This is a genomic window from Streptomyces sp. NPDC014727 (genome assembly GCF_043083485.1).
GTDB lineage: Bacteria > Actinomycetota > Actinomycetes > Streptomycetales > Streptomycetaceae > Streptomyces.
On record NZ_JBIBYR010000008.1, the window covers coordinates 202,001 to 216,145 of the forward strand.

General features: G+C 69.4%; 15 protein-coding genes. 6 read left to right on the plus strand and 9 right to left on the minus strand.

The window, feature by feature from the left end:
- Positions 1–168: 168 nt before the first annotated feature.
- The 4 genes from ACF1B9_RS15660 to ACF1B9_RS15675 all read right to left on the minus strand — a co-directional run bounded on the left by ACF1B9_RS15660 (position 169) and on the right by ACF1B9_RS15675 (position 2,229).
- On the minus strand, positions 169–321 hold the full coding sequence (locus ACF1B9_RS15660) for a hypothetical protein (protein ID WP_391743769.1): 153 nt from the start codon (positions 319–321) through the stop codon (positions 169–171).
- Positions 322–449: 128 nt separating this feature from the next.
- Entirely contained in the window at positions 450–956 is a 507-nt protein-coding gene (locus ACF1B9_RS15665) for a DUF4232 domain-containing protein (RefSeq protein ID WP_391743767.1), read from the minus strand.
- Positions 957–1,173: 217 nt separating this feature from the next.
- A complete protein-coding gene (locus ACF1B9_RS15670; protein WP_391743766.1) occupies positions 1,174–1,812 on the minus strand; it encodes an SRPBCC family protein in 639 nt (212 codons plus the stop codon).
- Between the two features lie 72 nt (positions 1,813–1,884).
- A complete protein-coding gene (locus ACF1B9_RS15675; RefSeq protein ID WP_391743764.1) occupies positions 1,885–2,229 on the minus strand; it encodes a hypothetical protein in 345 nt (114 codons plus the stop codon).
- A gap of 178 nt (positions 2,230–2,407) precedes the next feature.
- Between ACF1B9_RS15675 and ACF1B9_RS15680 the strand changes: the two genes are divergently transcribed.
- Together ACF1B9_RS15680 and ACF1B9_RS15685 are read left to right on the plus strand one after the other, a co-directional pair.
- On the plus strand, positions 2,408–3,061 hold the full coding sequence (locus ACF1B9_RS15680) for a TetR/AcrR family transcriptional regulator (protein WP_391743763.1): 654 nt from the start codon (positions 2,408–2,410) through the stop codon (positions 3,059–3,061).
- 520 nt (positions 3,062–3,581) lie between these two features.
- Complete coding sequence (locus ACF1B9_RS15685; protein ID WP_391795918.1) at positions 3,582–5,501, plus strand: multicopper oxidase family protein; 1,920 nt, start codon at positions 3,582–3,584, stop codon at positions 5,499–5,501.
- Between the two features lie 122 nt (positions 5,502–5,623).
- On the opposite strand, the gene ACF1B9_RS15690 is transcribed toward ACF1B9_RS15685, so the two are convergent.
- The 4 genes from ACF1B9_RS15690 to ACF1B9_RS15705 form a co-directional block, all read right to left on the minus strand.
- Complete coding sequence (locus ACF1B9_RS15690; RefSeq protein ID WP_391743760.1) at positions 5,624–5,893, minus strand: SHOCT domain-containing protein; 270 nt, start codon at positions 5,891–5,893, stop codon at positions 5,624–5,626.
- Between the two features lie 245 nt (positions 5,894–6,138).
- Positions 6,139–6,669 carry a universal stress protein gene (locus ACF1B9_RS15695; RefSeq protein WP_391743759.1) on the minus strand — a complete coding sequence of 177 codons (531 nt, stop codon included), beginning with the start codon at positions 6,667–6,669 and terminating at the stop codon, positions 6,139–6,141.
- Between the two features lie 67 nt (positions 6,670–6,736).
- On the minus strand, positions 6,737–7,090 hold the full coding sequence (locus ACF1B9_RS15700; protein WP_391743757.1) for a LiaF domain-containing protein: 354 nt from the start codon (positions 7,088–7,090) through the stop codon (positions 6,737–6,739).
- A 124-nt stretch (positions 7,091–7,214) separates the two neighbouring features.
- Complete coding sequence (locus tag ACF1B9_RS15705) at positions 7,215–7,799, minus strand: helix-turn-helix domain-containing protein (RefSeq protein WP_391743755.1); 585 nt, start codon at positions 7,797–7,799, stop codon at positions 7,215–7,217.
- A gap of 118 nt (positions 7,800–7,917) precedes the next feature.
- Between ACF1B9_RS15705 and ACF1B9_RS15710 the strand changes: the two genes are divergently transcribed.
- The 4 genes from ACF1B9_RS15710 to ACF1B9_RS15725 all read left to right on the plus strand — a co-directional run bounded on the left by ACF1B9_RS15710 (position 7,918) and on the right by ACF1B9_RS15725 (position 12,805).
- Positions 7,918–8,754 (plus strand): EamA family transporter, encoded by an 837-nt coding sequence (locus ACF1B9_RS15710; RefSeq protein WP_391743753.1) that lies wholly within the window; start codon positions 7,918–7,920, stop codon positions 8,752–8,754.
- A 74-nt stretch (positions 8,755–8,828) separates the two neighbouring features.
- Entirely contained in the window at positions 8,829–9,536 is a 708-nt protein-coding gene (locus ACF1B9_RS15715) for a B3/4 domain-containing protein (RefSeq protein ID WP_391743752.1), read from the plus strand.
- Positions 9,537–9,747: 211 nt separating this feature from the next.
- The gene (locus tag ACF1B9_RS15720) at positions 9,748–10,404 is read left to right on the plus strand and encodes a TOPRIM nucleotidyl transferase/hydrolase domain-containing protein (RefSeq protein ID WP_391743751.1); all 657 of its coding nucleotides are present in this window, start codon (positions 9,748–9,750) and stop codon (positions 10,402–10,404) included.
- Between the two features lie 868 nt (positions 10,405–11,272).
- Complete coding sequence (locus ACF1B9_RS15725; RefSeq protein WP_391743749.1) at positions 11,273–12,805, plus strand: hypothetical protein; 1,533 nt, start codon at positions 11,273–11,275, stop codon at positions 12,803–12,805.
- Between the two features lie 293 nt (positions 12,806–13,098).
- Here ACF1B9_RS15725 and ACF1B9_RS15730 read toward each other — a convergent pair whose 3' ends face one another.
- Entirely contained in the window at positions 13,099–14,064 is a 966-nt protein-coding gene (locus ACF1B9_RS15730) for a pirin family protein (RefSeq protein ID WP_391743748.1), read from the minus strand.
- Positions 14,065–14,145 lie beyond the last annotated feature (81 nt).

A 14,145-nucleotide genomic window follows, 5' to 3' on the forward strand; every position in this document is an offset into this window, starting at 1 on the left:
GATGAATGCGGGAGTGGTCGCCCGGCTCGGACCACGGACTCCGGGGACACGACGCCCCACTTCCCGAACAAGGCCCGTCCGGGGGGCGGACCAACGGCGGCTGCGGGGCCACCGAGGCCGGGGCGCGGCCCCGTCCGGGTCCGCGCGAGCCAGTCGATGTCGCGGACCTCAGTTGTCGGTGGCTCCTGAGCGGACCACGTCGCGGTAGAGCTGGAAAAGACTGACTCGCTCGCTCCCCTCCACGTGCTCCAGGAGTGACCAGCACTGCGCGACGAGTTGACGGGCCTGGGTGCCGGGCCAGGGCTGGGGAAGACGCAACACGCGTACAACGCCGAACTGCAGAACCGGATGGCTCCCACCGTCTGCATGACGGGTACGCCGCACGCGAAGACCCGGTGAGTCCCGCCGCCGTGACACTGCCGCGGAACACACCGGGGTGCGGAAGGAGGTCAGGCGCCGCGCTGGACCGGACCGATGAGGGTGCCGGTGGCCACCTTGAACTCGCCCTCGGCGACGGACGTACCGGGGATCTCCCCGTCCGGGGCCTGAAGCGTGAACGACGCCTCCGTCGCGGCGGTGCCGCGGCCGCTGTGGGGAACCTGGATGTCGAAGTGCACCGGGTGCCCCGGGCCGAAGGTCACCACGCTCGCCTGGCTGCCGTAGTGACCGGCGGTGACCCCGATCTCCGAACCACGGTTCGAGAACCGCACGTCGGTGGGTGAACCGGCCAGCTTGCACGGCTCGTACCCGCGCGGCGCGGTCAGCGTCACGCGGTAGTGGCGGTGCCCTGCGCTGGCGGGTCCCGCGGTGATCTTCGCGATGTGGTTGGCCGGCCGGCAGGCCGAAGGGGCGACGCCGTCGGCCGATACGGACGAAGCCTGCGCGACTCCCGCACCAGCGACTCCCGTCAGCACAGTCGCGGCAACGGTGACGGCGAACTTCCAGGTCGTACGCATTCTGAACACTCCTTGCCTTGCTCAATGGCCCTGCGGGCGCTCTCCGTCAGAACCATGGTCGATACGATTCCTGCCCCTCGACCCGCACAGCGAATGTCTCAGGATTGACACGGCGGTGCGGCCGGGCAAGTGTCGGCGAGCGCCTCGGTCCAGGCACCGCCCTCATCGTGCGCGGGTCCGAGGAGAACCGCGGCGCGGGTCCGGCCTGGTTCATGGTTCAGTGAGGTTGGCCGTGGGTGCGGGCCTCGGCGGTGGTCTTCAGGTCGCGCAGCCACGCTTCGAGGCCGTTGGCGAGGATCTCGGTCGCGGCGGGAACGTCCGCTTCGACCTGGTCGCCGGTGTGGGTCTCTTCGGTCCGCACGCGGACACCGCCCTCAATCCTGGTGAAGGTCCACACGTGGACGCCGTCGATGCGCAGCCCTTCACCGACCGCGGGGCCGGTCCAGCGGATGCAGGAGTTGCGCTTGAGCTGCTCGACGGTCGAAGTGATGTCCAGGCTGGTGGCGGGGGTCGCGGGATTGGGGGGTACCGGAGTCGTCCACCGGAACGCCGAGCCCTGCCGGAAGGGCCCCTGGTCGAGGCGTTCGATGGTTTTGACGGGGGCCTGCCAGGTCGGCCACCGCTCCACGTCGGTCTGCAGCTTCCAGATGGTCTTCAGAGGCGCGTGGATCACGGTCTCGGTCCTGTAGCGGACACGCGCGTCGGGATCGACACCTTGGCCGTGGCACATGAGGGACTTGGCGGAGCGGGAAGGGGTGGCTTCGGCAGGTGTCGCGGCGGTACCGAGAAGACTGACGGCGACGAGCGGGACGGTAAAGAGGGCGGCAGGGACGCTGGTGCTCCTGATGCCGGGCATGGCGGTCTCCTTGTCAGTTGCTGGGCAGGCTTTGGTGGTTGAGCGCACTTTGGTCGGCGTACGGGTTTCGCGTCACCGCGCGGGAAGGCTCCGGTAGCGGGCTCGACGGATCGTGACGATGAGTGCGGCGGAGGCAACGACGATCAGCCCGGCGAATGCGGGGTGCATGTCCTTCGACAGGCTCTGCGCCCCATCGGGTCGTGTCACCCACACGACCAGCGGGATCGCGTACGTGACGGCGAGCAGGGTGGCCGCGCCGCGCACCGCCCGGTCGCGGACATGGCACAGAGCGCCGACCAGCGCGATCAGGGCGAACTGACCGGCCACCATGGCGGGGACCGCCCAGGAGGAAACGGTCACCGACCGTGGAACGCGCCGGTCCGTGCGGCTGTGGTGTGACACAACGGTGGTGGTCATGCAAGCCCCCCTGGTCCGGTGAAGTACACGAATGCGGCGGCTGCACCGCCAAAACCCTTAGATGCTCTCCCTTGCGTTAGACGCTATAACGCGACGCCCCAGGGGTCAACACCTTGCGTGATAACCTCTAACGACACTTTGAAGCTGTACCCGCACGGATGGGGAAGGGTGGTAACTCGTGACGAAGTCGGACACGACGACCCCGCGGGAGCGCTATCGGGCCGAGGTGCGCGCGGAGATCAAGGAACGCGCCTGGGAGCAGATCGCCAGGGCGGGAGCGTCCGCGCTCTCCCTCAACGCGATCGCCAAACAGATCGGCATGAGCGGGCCCGCGCTCTACCGCTACTACGCCGGCCGCGACGCACTGATCACCGAACTCGTCAGGGACGCCTACCGAAGCCTCGCCGACACCCTTCGCACGGCCGCCGCCACCGGCGCCGACCTGGCCGGACTGGCACACGCCCTGCGCGACTGGGCCCTTCAGGACCCCCAGCGGTACTTCCTCATCTACGGCACGCCCGTCCCCGGCTACCACGCACCCGAGGAAACCACCGCCATCACCTCCGAGATGATGGCGACCCTGCTCGATGCCTTCATGGCGCTCCCGGGGGACAGCCCCGCGACGCCGTTCGACAAGCACCTGGAGGAGCACCGGGACTGGGCTGGCAACCACCCCGCCCACCCCGCTGTCCTCCATCGGGCCCTGACCTTCTGGACCCGCGTGCACGGAATCCTGTCCCTCGAACTCGCAGGCCACTTCACCGGGATGGGCTTCGACCCCGCCCTGCTCTTCGCGGCCGAACTGGATGACCTGCTGACACACCGAGCTTGAAGCCTCCCGACCGAGTCTTCGTCGTCACCGGCCTGCGAGGAAATCGGCTGGCATGACGTCATGAGATCGGCGGGGACGCGGACGGGGCCCTACGGGGGTCCATCGAAGGACCGACGTGGCAGCAAACAGGTCGACACGCTCCCCACGATCCTCCGGTCGTCCAGCCGCTCGGTGCCGCTCGTCAGGCCGACGCCCCTGTGCGGAGCCGCCGCACGTCCCGCACGAGCGTGTACACAGCGCTGAGGAGGACACCAAAGGCGGAGATCAGAGCACTGACGCGGTTGGCCACACGGACATCATCAACGACAACCACGGCCCCGGAGTGATCCAAACGAATCGGCGTGGATCCCTCCCCTGGAGCAGTGCGATAACGCGCGCAGCTGCCATCTGCGGCAACCTGGGGGTGCCCGGTGCTTGTTGGCAATCTCGGGGCACCGACCGGCGGAGCTGAAGAAGGAAGCAGCACCAGAGACGGTCCGACAGGCTTTGGAGGATGTGGGTGGTCACGAGGCGGCGCGTCGTGCAGTCAGTGGTCGGCGGAATGTTCGCGCTCCTTCCGGCCGCCACTGTGGCTCCACGCCTCCGCGTGCCCGGCGGTGAGGGTGTCCTGGATCCGGGAACGGTGGACAAGTACGTCACGCGGCTCGTCGTCCCTTCCACGATGCCGCAGTCCGGGGGCGGCGTCGCTGGTCGCATCGACCACTACGTGATCGGCGTACGGCAGTTCCGGCAGCAGGTGCTGCCCCCCGGCCTGCCGGCGACAACCGTGTGGGGGTACGGCTCGACTCTGCATCCGCGCAGCTTCCACTACCCCGCGTTCACCGTCGAGGCCCGCTCTGGAACGCCTGTGCGGGTGAGATGGAAGAACCAGCTGTTTGATCGCAAAGGTCGTTACTTGCCGCACCTGCTGCCGGTCGACCCCACACTGCACTGGGCGAACCCACCTGGCGGAACCTCGGCCCGGGACACACGTCCCGGATTCCGCTCGACACCCGGAGCGTACTCGGGCCCGGTACCGATCGTGACGCACCTCCATGGCGGGAAGAGCATGGAGGAGAGCGATGGCTACACCGAAGCCTGGTACCTTCCCGACGCGGTCGACCTTCCTGCGGGATGCGCTGAAGTCGGTTCCTTCTACGCGGAGTTCAAGGACAAGTTCGAAGACCGGTTCGGCGACGCCTGGGGGCGGGGAGATGCCGTCTTCCAGTACGCCAATGCGGAGAGGGCCTCGACCTTCTGGTTCCACGATCACGCCCTGGGCGTCACGCGGCTGAACGTCTACGCCGGACTGGCAGGTTTCTACCTCCTACGAGGCGGCCCTGCGGACCTTCCCGACGGGGTATTGCCCGGTCCCGCACCCCGGGCCGGTGATCCGCCCGGCCGGAAGTACTACGAGATCCCTCTCGCCATCCAGGACCGCTCGTTCCACGTCGACGGCAGCCTCTACTACCCGGCCGGACGCACTGCCTTCGACGGATTCAATGGCCCCTACATCCCGGCCAGCGACATCCCTCCGATCTGGAACCCCGAGTTCTTCGGCAACACGATGGTGACCAACGGGAGAACCTGGCCGGTCCTTCAAGTCGAACCGCGCCGCTACCGGTTCCGGCTTCTCAACGGATGCAACTCCCGGTACCTGATCCTGAAGGTCGTCACCCGCCCGCTTGCCCACAGACCTACGGCCCCCGCCCTCCCCTTCTGGCAGATCGGCAGCGAGGGAGGCTTCCTCCCCGCACCCGTACGGCGCGACCAGGTGCTCATCGCTCCCGCCGAGCGCGCCGACGTGATCGTCGACTTCACGTCCGTACCGGTCGGGACCGAGTTGTATCTCATCAACGAGGGCCCCGACAAAGCGTTCCAGGGCGGGAAGGCGGGTACGGACTTCTCCCCGGCGGACCCGGCCACCACCGGGCAGGTCATGAAGCTCACGGTCGGAGCACTCACCACGCCGGACACGACCGTCCCACCCTCCCAGCTGTCGCTGCCGCCGTTGAAGCCATTGGGGAAGGCAAGCCGCATCCGACGGCTTTCCCTGAGTGAGCAGAACTCCACATCACTCCCGCATGTCGGCCCCCGACACATACTGCTCGGCACCCTGGACCGAAACGGAGCCGCCGTGCCTATGCACTGGGACGACCCCGTCACGGAGAATCCGGCCCTGGGTGCGACCGAGATCTGGGAGATTCACAATCTCACGAAGGACGCCCACCCGATCCACATCCACGAGGTCCAGTTCCAGCTCCTCGACCGGCAACGGGCCGGCCGTGCCGCCCGGCCCGCAGAGCCGTGGGAGCGCGGGTTCAAAGACACCGCAATCGCCTACCCGGGTGCCGTGACGAGGCTGAAGGCGACGTTCGACCGGGCAGGCCGGTACGTCTGGCACTGCCACATGCTCGAACACGAGGACAACGAGATGATGCGCCCCTATACGGTCGGATGACGGTGGAGGTTCCGCCATTCCCTCATGGATTGCCGGGCTGCCGGACACATCCTGCGCACAGTGACGCCCACACCGCGGGAGCACCCCTGCGGATGCCCGGCCACGGTGCGCGGCGTTGCTGCTCACCGCTGCTCGCGCAGCAGCGTGAGGCGGCGTTTGTACTCGTCGTCGTCGATTTCCCCGCGGGCGAACCGCTCCGCGAGCAGGTCTTCGGCTCGTCGGCTTCCCCATGCTGCCTCACCGGTGGGCGGGCTGGGCTGATGACTACGGCGGGCGTTGGTGAGGTAGTGGGTGAACGCGACGGCCCCGACGATCAGCAGCGACCAGAACACCATCATGATCACGGTCATGAGGAGCCATCCACCGCCCCAGCCGCCGTGGTACCACATCATGCCGATCACCTTCTTCAGGACGGCCGACTGTCGACAGTTCCAGGATGGCGCGACGCGGCGCCGTTGAGGAGAGGAAGCACGGGCCCTGCCGGGGGGCTGAACGGTCTTGTACGGGGGTGGTCGTCGGCGAGAACCCGATCAGGACGCGGGCCTCGGGAGAGCGCGCAGAGCGCGGCACGTCGTCGGCTCCGGGGTACGCATGGTCGGCCCGGTGCGTCGTTGGGCCGGCCCGTGTGGTCCTCGCGTCAATCGTGGGGGACGACGGCGACCGGGCAGCGTGCGTGATGGATGGCGGCCTGGGGGCCCAGGTGTGGTGCCGGGGCGCGATGGTGTCGCCGTCGGCCGACGACCAGCGGATCGGCGCCTTCGGCGGCCCGTACGACAGCCTTGGCAGGGCTCACGAGTGGGGTGCTGTCGGTGACGTCCACCTGCGGGAACCTGTCAGACCAGGGGCGGAGGGTCTGGCTGAGGGGCTTCTGTGCGTCTTGAACGATTCCTTCCGCCATGTCGTGGTTGACGCCCCAGGGCACGTATGCGGCCACCGGCAGACTCCGGCCGTGGACGACCCGAAGTGGCAGACCCCGCACGGCAGCGCTCTCGAACGCGAATGTGAGCAGATCGTCGCAGGGGCCGTCCAGTTTGAGCGCCACCACCACCGCGCCGCCTGCCGCAGTTCGAGTGGGCTGTGGGCCGCCTTCGCCCGTACTGGCTCGCACCAGGACCACCGGCCGTTCGGCACGATCCATCTCGGCGGGAATACGGGTCGATTCGGGCACCAGCAGAGGCCACGCGTGCAGCAGGCGCAGCGCGAGATTGCGTCAGCGAGCCGGCGCCGGACACGCCCTACCTCTTCGTACGGATCACGACCGCACCGAAGAGGGCCAGGCCCTTGATGACGACGCGCGGTGTGCCCGGCTTGCCGATCCTGTGCGCGGCGCGCTTGTCGAAGACGCCGAACAGTCCGAGACCCCTCACCTCGACCTCGATGTCGTCCGGAACCACGATCCTGGTGCCGCCCCACAGCACGACGGCCCGGATCTCCGTGTCCTGGCTGCTGAAGCGTGCCTCGGACAGATCCAGCTTGCCGCCGCCCCACATCGACCAGAGGGTCATCAGGGACGGCACGACCCATTGGCCCCTGCGCTCGAAGCCGCCGAAGATGCGCCTGCTCAGGCGTACGCCTTCGCCGTCCAGCAACCATGACCCTCTCCTGTTTGCAAGCTGGACCAATACCTTGTTGTCCAACCGGCCAACAAGGTTCATGGCCAACCAACTCGCCTACCACTGCTTCGGGTTGACTATCCGGCCCGCGCAGCGCGGGTCAGGTCGCGGAGGCAGGGCCGGGCGGCAGGTGAACCGTCATGATCAGGTGGCAGGTCTCGGCGCCGGAGCCGCGGTAGGCATGGGGGGCATCGCCGTCGAAGGTGGCCGTCTGTCCGGCTTCGACGGGGTACTCGGTGCCGTCGACGACCAAGGCCATCCGGCCGGAGGTGACGCTGACGGTTTCCACGACTCCGGCTTGGTGCGGGTGACTGGGGTACTCCTCGCCGGGCTCCAGTTTCCAGCGCCAGACCTCGACCGGCGCCGGGCCCGAGGTCGTCAGCATCAGCCGGGCTTCGCCGCCCTGCACCCCGGTCCACAAGGGGGCGACGGCGTCGGCGGTCACGACGCGGACGCGGCCTTCGGCCGACCCTTCCATCAGCGCGGACACGGAGAGGCCGAGCGTGTCGGCCAGCCGGACCAGGGTGGCGAAGTTGGGGTTGCCCTGGGCTTTCTCCAGCCCCACCAGCGCGCCCTTGCTGACCTGGGCACGTCGGCCGAGCTCGTCCAGGGACAGGCCGGCGCGAGTGCGGGCCGCCCTGACGTTGTGCGCAAGCGTCCGCAGGGCTGCGGCCGTCTCGGCCATCCGATCACCATCCTTGCGAGTGGACCACTGGAATGCACCGTGCGGTCGTTTGGTTGACACAACCCGGTCGATCCGCTGTACGGTTCAGTCATTCCATTGAAATGGTAAGGGATGTGCCGTGATCGCTCTGCTGCTGGCCCTGGGCAGCTCACTCGCTTACGGGTGCGCCGACTTCCTCGGCGGCCTCGGCGCCCGTAGGACTCATGTGCTGCGTACCGTGATGGTCGCGGCCCCGGCCAGCCTCGCGGTCGAGATGCTGCTGTGGCCGCTCGTGGGCGCCTCGTTCAGCGTCGGCGCTCTCGGCTGGGGTGCCGCGTCCGGAGTCGCCTCGGCCGCCGCGTTCACCCTGCTCTACCGCACCCTGGCGATCGGCCCGATGAACGTGCTGTCACCCGTGACCGCCGTGGTGTCCGCCGCGCTGCCCGTCGGTGTGGGTCTGCTGCAGGGCGAGCACCTGGGCGCCGCCGGGCTGGTGGGCCTCCCGCTCGCGCTGGTGGCGGTGGTACTGGTCAGCGCCGGAAACGGAACCGGGTCGGCGCGACCTTCACGTACCGCTCTCCTGCTGGCCCTGGGTGCGGGCGCCGCTATCGCCCTTCAGCTGATCTTTCTGCACCAGGCGCCGTCCGACAGCGGAGTGGCTCCGCTGATCATGGGCCGAGCGGTCTCCTCGGCCGTCACCCTGGCCGCGGCAGGGCTGATGCTCCGCAAGCTCGGACCCGAGCGGCCCGCCTACGCGATGTCGGCAGCCGCCGGTGTGCTGGACTCAGTGGCGAACCTGCTGTTCCTGCTCGCCGCCCGCAGCGGGGACCTCGCCGTCGTCGCCGTGATCACCGCCCTCTACCCGGCCGGCACGGTCCTGCTCGCCCGCAGCGTGCTCGCCGAACGCATCCACCGCGGCCAAATCGTCGGCCTGGGTACCGCCGCGGTCGCCGTCAGCCTCCTCGCCCTGACCTGAGCGAGCCCGCAGCCCACCCCTCCCGCAACCCTGACCCCGACCCCGCACGCGCACATGAAACGGAACCCCCGCACATGACCGACTTCCGCCTCACCCCCGCCGTCGCGGGCGCCTTCCCCGACACCCTCATTGCCCTGATCACCGCCACCGGAGTATGCGGCCACGAACCCTGGCCCCAGACCGCCGCCGCCCTCGAAGACCTGGAGCGGCGGCTCGCCGACGGCACCTGGCAGCCCGCCGACGAGACCGACCCCCGTATCGAGGCGTGGCACGCCGCCTACCGCTCCTTCGGCACCAACCCCCGCCGCATCCGCCCCAGCGTCGACGCGCTCGGCCGCCGCTTCACGAAGAAGGGAACCCTGCCGCGCATCAACCCGGCCGTCGACACCTACAACGGCGTCTCCGTGCAGCACGGCCTGCCGGCCGGCGCCTTCGACCTGGACCACGTCACCGGTGACATCGACATCCGCCACGCGGACGGCACCGAACGCTTCACTCCGCTCGGCGAACCCGACGCCGTCGAGAACCCCAAGCCCGGCGAGATCATCTACGCGGACGCCACCGGCGTCCTGACCCGCCACTGGAACCATCGCGACGCCCACCGCACCCGCGTCACCGAGGACTCCACACACGTGGCCTTCGTCCTCGAAACCCTCCAAGCCCCCCGTGACGGCCACCTCCTCAAGGCAGCAGCGGAGGAGTTGCAGGGGCTGCTCGCTCTTCACGCCGGACAGACCGCCGTGTACTACCTCAGCCCAGCGCAGTCAGAGGTCACCGTCTGAGGTACCAGGAGGGGAAGGTCTGGTCCACCCGTGCTGTGCGGGCAAGGCTGGAGACGGTGATGTCCTGCGCTGTTCGTGGCTGGAGTCGATCAACGTCCGGGACCAGTCCAACTGCTCGTGGAGCGAGCGCAGAACGGGCGCTGCCCCCTGGAGAACGTGCGTGCGTACGCGCGCTCGACCGTGCCAGGATGGCGTCGGAAAGCGAGGTCTCGTGGACGAGTTGAGGCGATTGCGCCTGGCGCTGGTCGCGTGGGCGGCCGGCGGAGCGGAGGCGGGTGCCGCCGCCGCAGTGGCGCGGGAGCTGGCCGGCGGCGGTGTGCGGACGATCGTGCTCGTCGAGGGGACCAGTGATCAGGTCGCGCTCGAAGCACTGGCCACGCGCTACGGCCGCGACCTCGGTGCAGAGGGCGTCGCGGTAGTACCGCTCGGAGGTGCGACGAACATCGGGCGCTTCCTGGACGTCTGCGGTCCTCCGGGGCTCGGCCTCCCGCTGGCCGGTCTCTGCGACATCGGTGAGGAGCGGCATTTCCGGCGTCATCTTGAGCGGGTCGGGCTCGGGTCCGGTCTCGCGCACGCCGAACTGGAGACACTCGGGTTCCATGTGTGCGTCGCCGACCTGGAGGACGAGCTGATCCGCGCTGTCGGAGCCGAGGGCGTGCAGCATGTGATCCAGGCCCAAGGCGAGATGCGCCCCTTCCACACCTTCCAGGGCCAGCCGGCACAACGGGAACGGCCCGTGGAACACCAGCTGCGGCGCTTCATGGGCACGCACAGCGGTCGCAAGGCGCTCTACGCGCAGGCGCTGGTCGCACACCTGCCCCTCGATCGCGTTCCCCGGCCGCTGGAGCGCCTCCTCACTCAGGTCTGATCCGGCCGGACGCCGTCGCGGAGCCGACACGCGGCCCCCGTCAGAGGATCGGAGGACGGGCGTCACTGGTCCCGTATCGAGCCATCGGTGTCCGGTGCATGAAGCCGACGGCCCGGCCCGCCCCGCGGGCGATCGGGACCACCTGCCGGAGCGTTGGCCACCTTCCACCGCTTGGCCCGCCCGGAACGCTCACTGTGGCCGGCAGCCGGCTGTGGCTCCGACCATGACCCGGTCCAGACCGATCTAGACCCAGTTCGCCCATCCAAAGGTGAGGAGGTAGGCCCGGCGCGCCGCGTCCAGTCCTCGAATGCCTCGAAGAGGCATGACAACCTGCACAACGAGGAACAGAGCTGCAAAGGCTCCGGCCACGAGGGCTCCGGCGATCGGTCCCACGAACAAGCCCACGGTCACACTGGCGACGATGACGATCCCCAGACCGAAGTGCGCGGCGGGTAGATCGGCCCTGGTCGCCTCTCGCAGAGCCTTTCGCGACTCCCGTATGCCGCAGTCGTACCGCTCCCGCGCTGCTTTCGGGTCAGCAGCCGGGCCCTCGGGCCCACGTTCCACGATCGTCCCCGTTCTGTCGGAACGGAGCCTAACGCGTAGACGGCTTCCCCTCACGGCTTCCCCTCGGCGGCTGAGGGCTTCCGTGCGCGGGTGGGGCTGGGGCTGGAGCCGTTCGCAGGGTCGGCGCCCCCTGTGGTGGGCTTGCCTGGCGTGTCTCGTCGATGGCATCGAGCATCCGGTTGCCCATCTGAGACCCCACCCGGTCCGTGGTAGTGCCACTCCCCATGGTGTTGCCACCAACACCCCCAACTCACGGCCCGGGGCCAGTGATCGAGGCCCCGGCCCGGACCAGAGTGGTGCCATGTCCACTCGACGCGAAGCCCTCGCCGCCTCGGCCGCCCTGACCGGCGGCGCCCTCCTGTCCGCCGCCCCGACCGCGGCGGCCGTCCCCCGCGTGGCCCCGGGCCGCGCAATGCCCGCATCCGGTCAGCGCCCCGGCGGCACCATCGCCCTCACCCACGCCACCGTCCTCGGCGCGGGCCCCGACCACACCATCCTCATCCGCGACGGCCGCATCACCCGTACCGGCCGTTCGGCCGAGGTCCCGATCCCGCGCGGGGCGACGACGTACGACCTGACCGGCAAGTACATCGTCCCGGGCGGCCTCGTCGAGGCTCATGTCCACAACGACGGGCCCGAGAGCGTACTGCCGCCCCTGTTCCCGCTCAACGGCGTGACCGCGGTCCGCGAGATGTGGGGCGGACCCGTCCACCACGAGTGGCGCGACAAGGTCCGCGCGGGCGAACTCCTCGGCCCGCGCTGGGTGATCGCCAGCTCGATCATCGACGGAGGCCCCTCGATCTGGGCCAATGACACCGGTGAGCAAGTCGTAGAGGTCACCGACGCCCCGTCCGCACGCCGCGCGGTACGGGAGGCGAAAGCAAGCGGTGCCGACTTCGTCAAGGTGTACTCACGGCTCACACCCGAGGCGTACGAGGCGATCGCCGACGAGGCCCGCCGCCAGGGTCTGCGCCACGCGGGCCACTGCCCCGACACCCTGCCCATCGCCCGCGCGAGCGACGCCGGGCAGCAGTCCATCGAGCACCTCCACGCCCTGCTCCTCGCCACCTCCGCCCAGGAGTCCGAGATCAGGCGGGCCATGGCGAAGGTCCGTATCGACCCCACCCTCCACACCAGCTTCGAGCGCTACGCGAGCTGGTTCCGGCAGGTGCACGCTGTGGAGTGGCAGGCGGTGCGGACGTACGACGTCGGCCGTACCCGCGCCCTCTTCGACCGGCTCGCCGCCAACGGCACCCGCGTCACACCGACCCTCACCGTCCACCACTCCCTGGAGCAGACCGACCAACTCCATTCCGATTCACCGGAGTTCAAGTATCTTCCCGAATGGATGACGGGCTACTGGCCCACCATCTGGTCCGCCCTCACCGCCGGCCGCACCGCGCAGGACACTGCCAGGATCCATCAGATCTACGAGCACCGGCTGCGCCTCGTCGCCGAACTCCACCGGGCCGGTGTGCAGTTGCTCGCGGGCACCGACACGGGCACCGGCTACGCGGTCCCCGGGTTCTCCCTCCACCACGAGCTGGAGCTGCTCGCCGAGGCCGGACTGCCCACCCGGGACGTCCTCCACGCCGCGACCACCGCGCCCACTCGGATGCTCGGCCTGCCCACCGACCGCGCCGACCTGCTGGTCCTGGACGCGGACCCGCGCACCGACATCCGTCATACACGGCGGATCGATTCCGTCCTGGTCGCGGGCCGCTACCTGGACCGCGGGGAACGCCTGCGCCTGCTGGCCGACGTGGCGCGCGCCGCCGCCGCGAGCGAGCCCCCGGCCGCGGGGGCCGCGGCCCCCCACATCTGCGTCCACTGATCGCTCGACGGCCGCCCCCTCCGGCCTCGCACTTACACGGGGTGGGCTTTCCGACAGCTGGCCAGTCAAGACGAAAGCGTCTCTGCACAGCCAGAATGAGGATGGTCGAGCTTCTTGTTCCCGCTGAGACCGGAGGAACTTTCGAGATGAAACAGCCTGGTCCCACCTGGTCGCAGGAGCCGGCCCACGAGGAGTCAGCCCACGTCGGACATGCCCGAGCCCGTTCGCCGTTTCGGTGAAGGGGCTCGGTGACGGCACGTGGCGGGGACCACTGGCGGACGCACAGCGCCAGGTCAGCGCACCCTTCCCCGTGGTTTCAGCGCCACAGGCGGCAGTTCGGGAGCGGGCAGCCGACCTCCGCCGTAGCCACGCACTTCCCCGAACCGAGCGCCGACCATCCAGTCCGAACGCGCCTGTGCGATCTCTTCGTGGGAGCGCCCGATGAAGTTCCACCACATCACGATCTCCTCCTCGAAGGGCTCGCCGCCGAGCAGCATGAGACCCGCGTCGGTGTCCGCGCGCAAGGGGAGTTCGGAGCGCCCGCAGCCGAGGTAGAGCATGGAGCCGGGCAGCACGGGTACGCCGTCGACCTCGGCCTGGCCGGACATCGAGAGCACCGCGTACTCGAAGTCCGGATCGAGCGGCAGGCGGGCCTCGGCACCCGCGGACAGGGACACGTCGGCGCCGACGATCGGGGTGTAGGCGGTGCCGGGCGAAGTGGCGCCGTCGAGTCCACCCAGGATCAGGGTCGCGGTGAGGCCGGGCGCGGTGACGGTCGGCAGTTCGGTGTGGTGCTGGAAGTGCGGTTCGACGTGCCGGTGGGCCTCCGGCAGGGCGACCCAGAGCTGGGCGCCGTGGAGGATCCCCGCATGGGACTCCGGGCTCTCCTCGGAGTGGCTGATGGCACGGCCGGAGGTCATCAGTCCCAGCTCGCGCGGGCGGATCGTCCGCAAGCTGCCGAGGCTGTCCCGGTGCAGGACCTCGCCGTCGTGCAGCCAGCTGACCGTCTGCAGACCCATGTGCGGGTGGGGCGGTACCTGCATCCCTGGTTCGCCGGCGATGTCGTCGGGGCCGTAATGATCGACAAAGGCCCACGCGCCGACCATCCTGCGGCCCAGGTTGGGCAGCAGCCTGCGGACCTCGGTGGACTCACCCAGCTGGACGTGGCGGGGGGTGAGGAGTTCCCGTACGGGCTCGGCGACGACGAAGCCCCGTCCTCCGCAGACGGAGAGTGCGGCCTGGCGATCGAGATTGCTCATGGCGCTCAACCTATTCCCGCGCGAGCCCGGGGGTGCCGGTACCCACGCCGATAATTTAGTGGAATATTCAACCAGTGCATC

What these genes read in the sequence shown, in the direction of transcription:
- ACF1B9_RS15690 (WP_391743760.1), bottom strand. Translation starts at nt 5,893, where the DNA reads ATGATGTGGTACCACGGCGGCTGGGGCGGTGGATGGCTCCTCATGACC.
- ACF1B9_RS15730 (WP_391743748.1), bottom strand. Translation starts at nt 14,064, where the DNA reads ATGAGCAATCTCGATCGCCAGGCCGCACTCTCCGTCTGCGGAGGACGG.
- ACF1B9_RS15725 (WP_391743749.1), top strand. Translation starts at nt 11,273, where the DNA reads ATGTCCACTCGACGCGAAGCCCTCGCCGCCTCGGCCGCCCTGACCGGC.
- ACF1B9_RS15665 (WP_391743767.1), bottom strand. Translation starts at nt 956, where the DNA reads ATGCGTACGACCTGGAAGTTCGCCGTCACCGTTGCCGCGACTGTGCTG.
- ACF1B9_RS15670 (WP_391743766.1), bottom strand. Translation starts at nt 1,812, where the DNA reads ATGCCCGGCATCAGGAGCACCAGCGTCCCTGCCGCCCTCTTTACCGTC.
- ACF1B9_RS15705 (WP_391743755.1), bottom strand. Translation starts at nt 7,799, where the DNA reads ATGGCCGAGACGGCCGCAGCCCTGCGGACGCTTGCGCACAACGTCAGG.
- ACF1B9_RS15715 (WP_391743752.1), top strand. Translation starts at nt 8,829, where the DNA reads ATGACCGACTTCCGCCTCACCCCCGCCGTCGCGGGCGCCTTCCCCGAC.
- ACF1B9_RS15675 (WP_391743764.1), bottom strand. Translation starts at nt 2,229, where the DNA reads ATGACCACCACCGTTGTGTCACACCACAGCCGCACGGACCGGCGCGTT.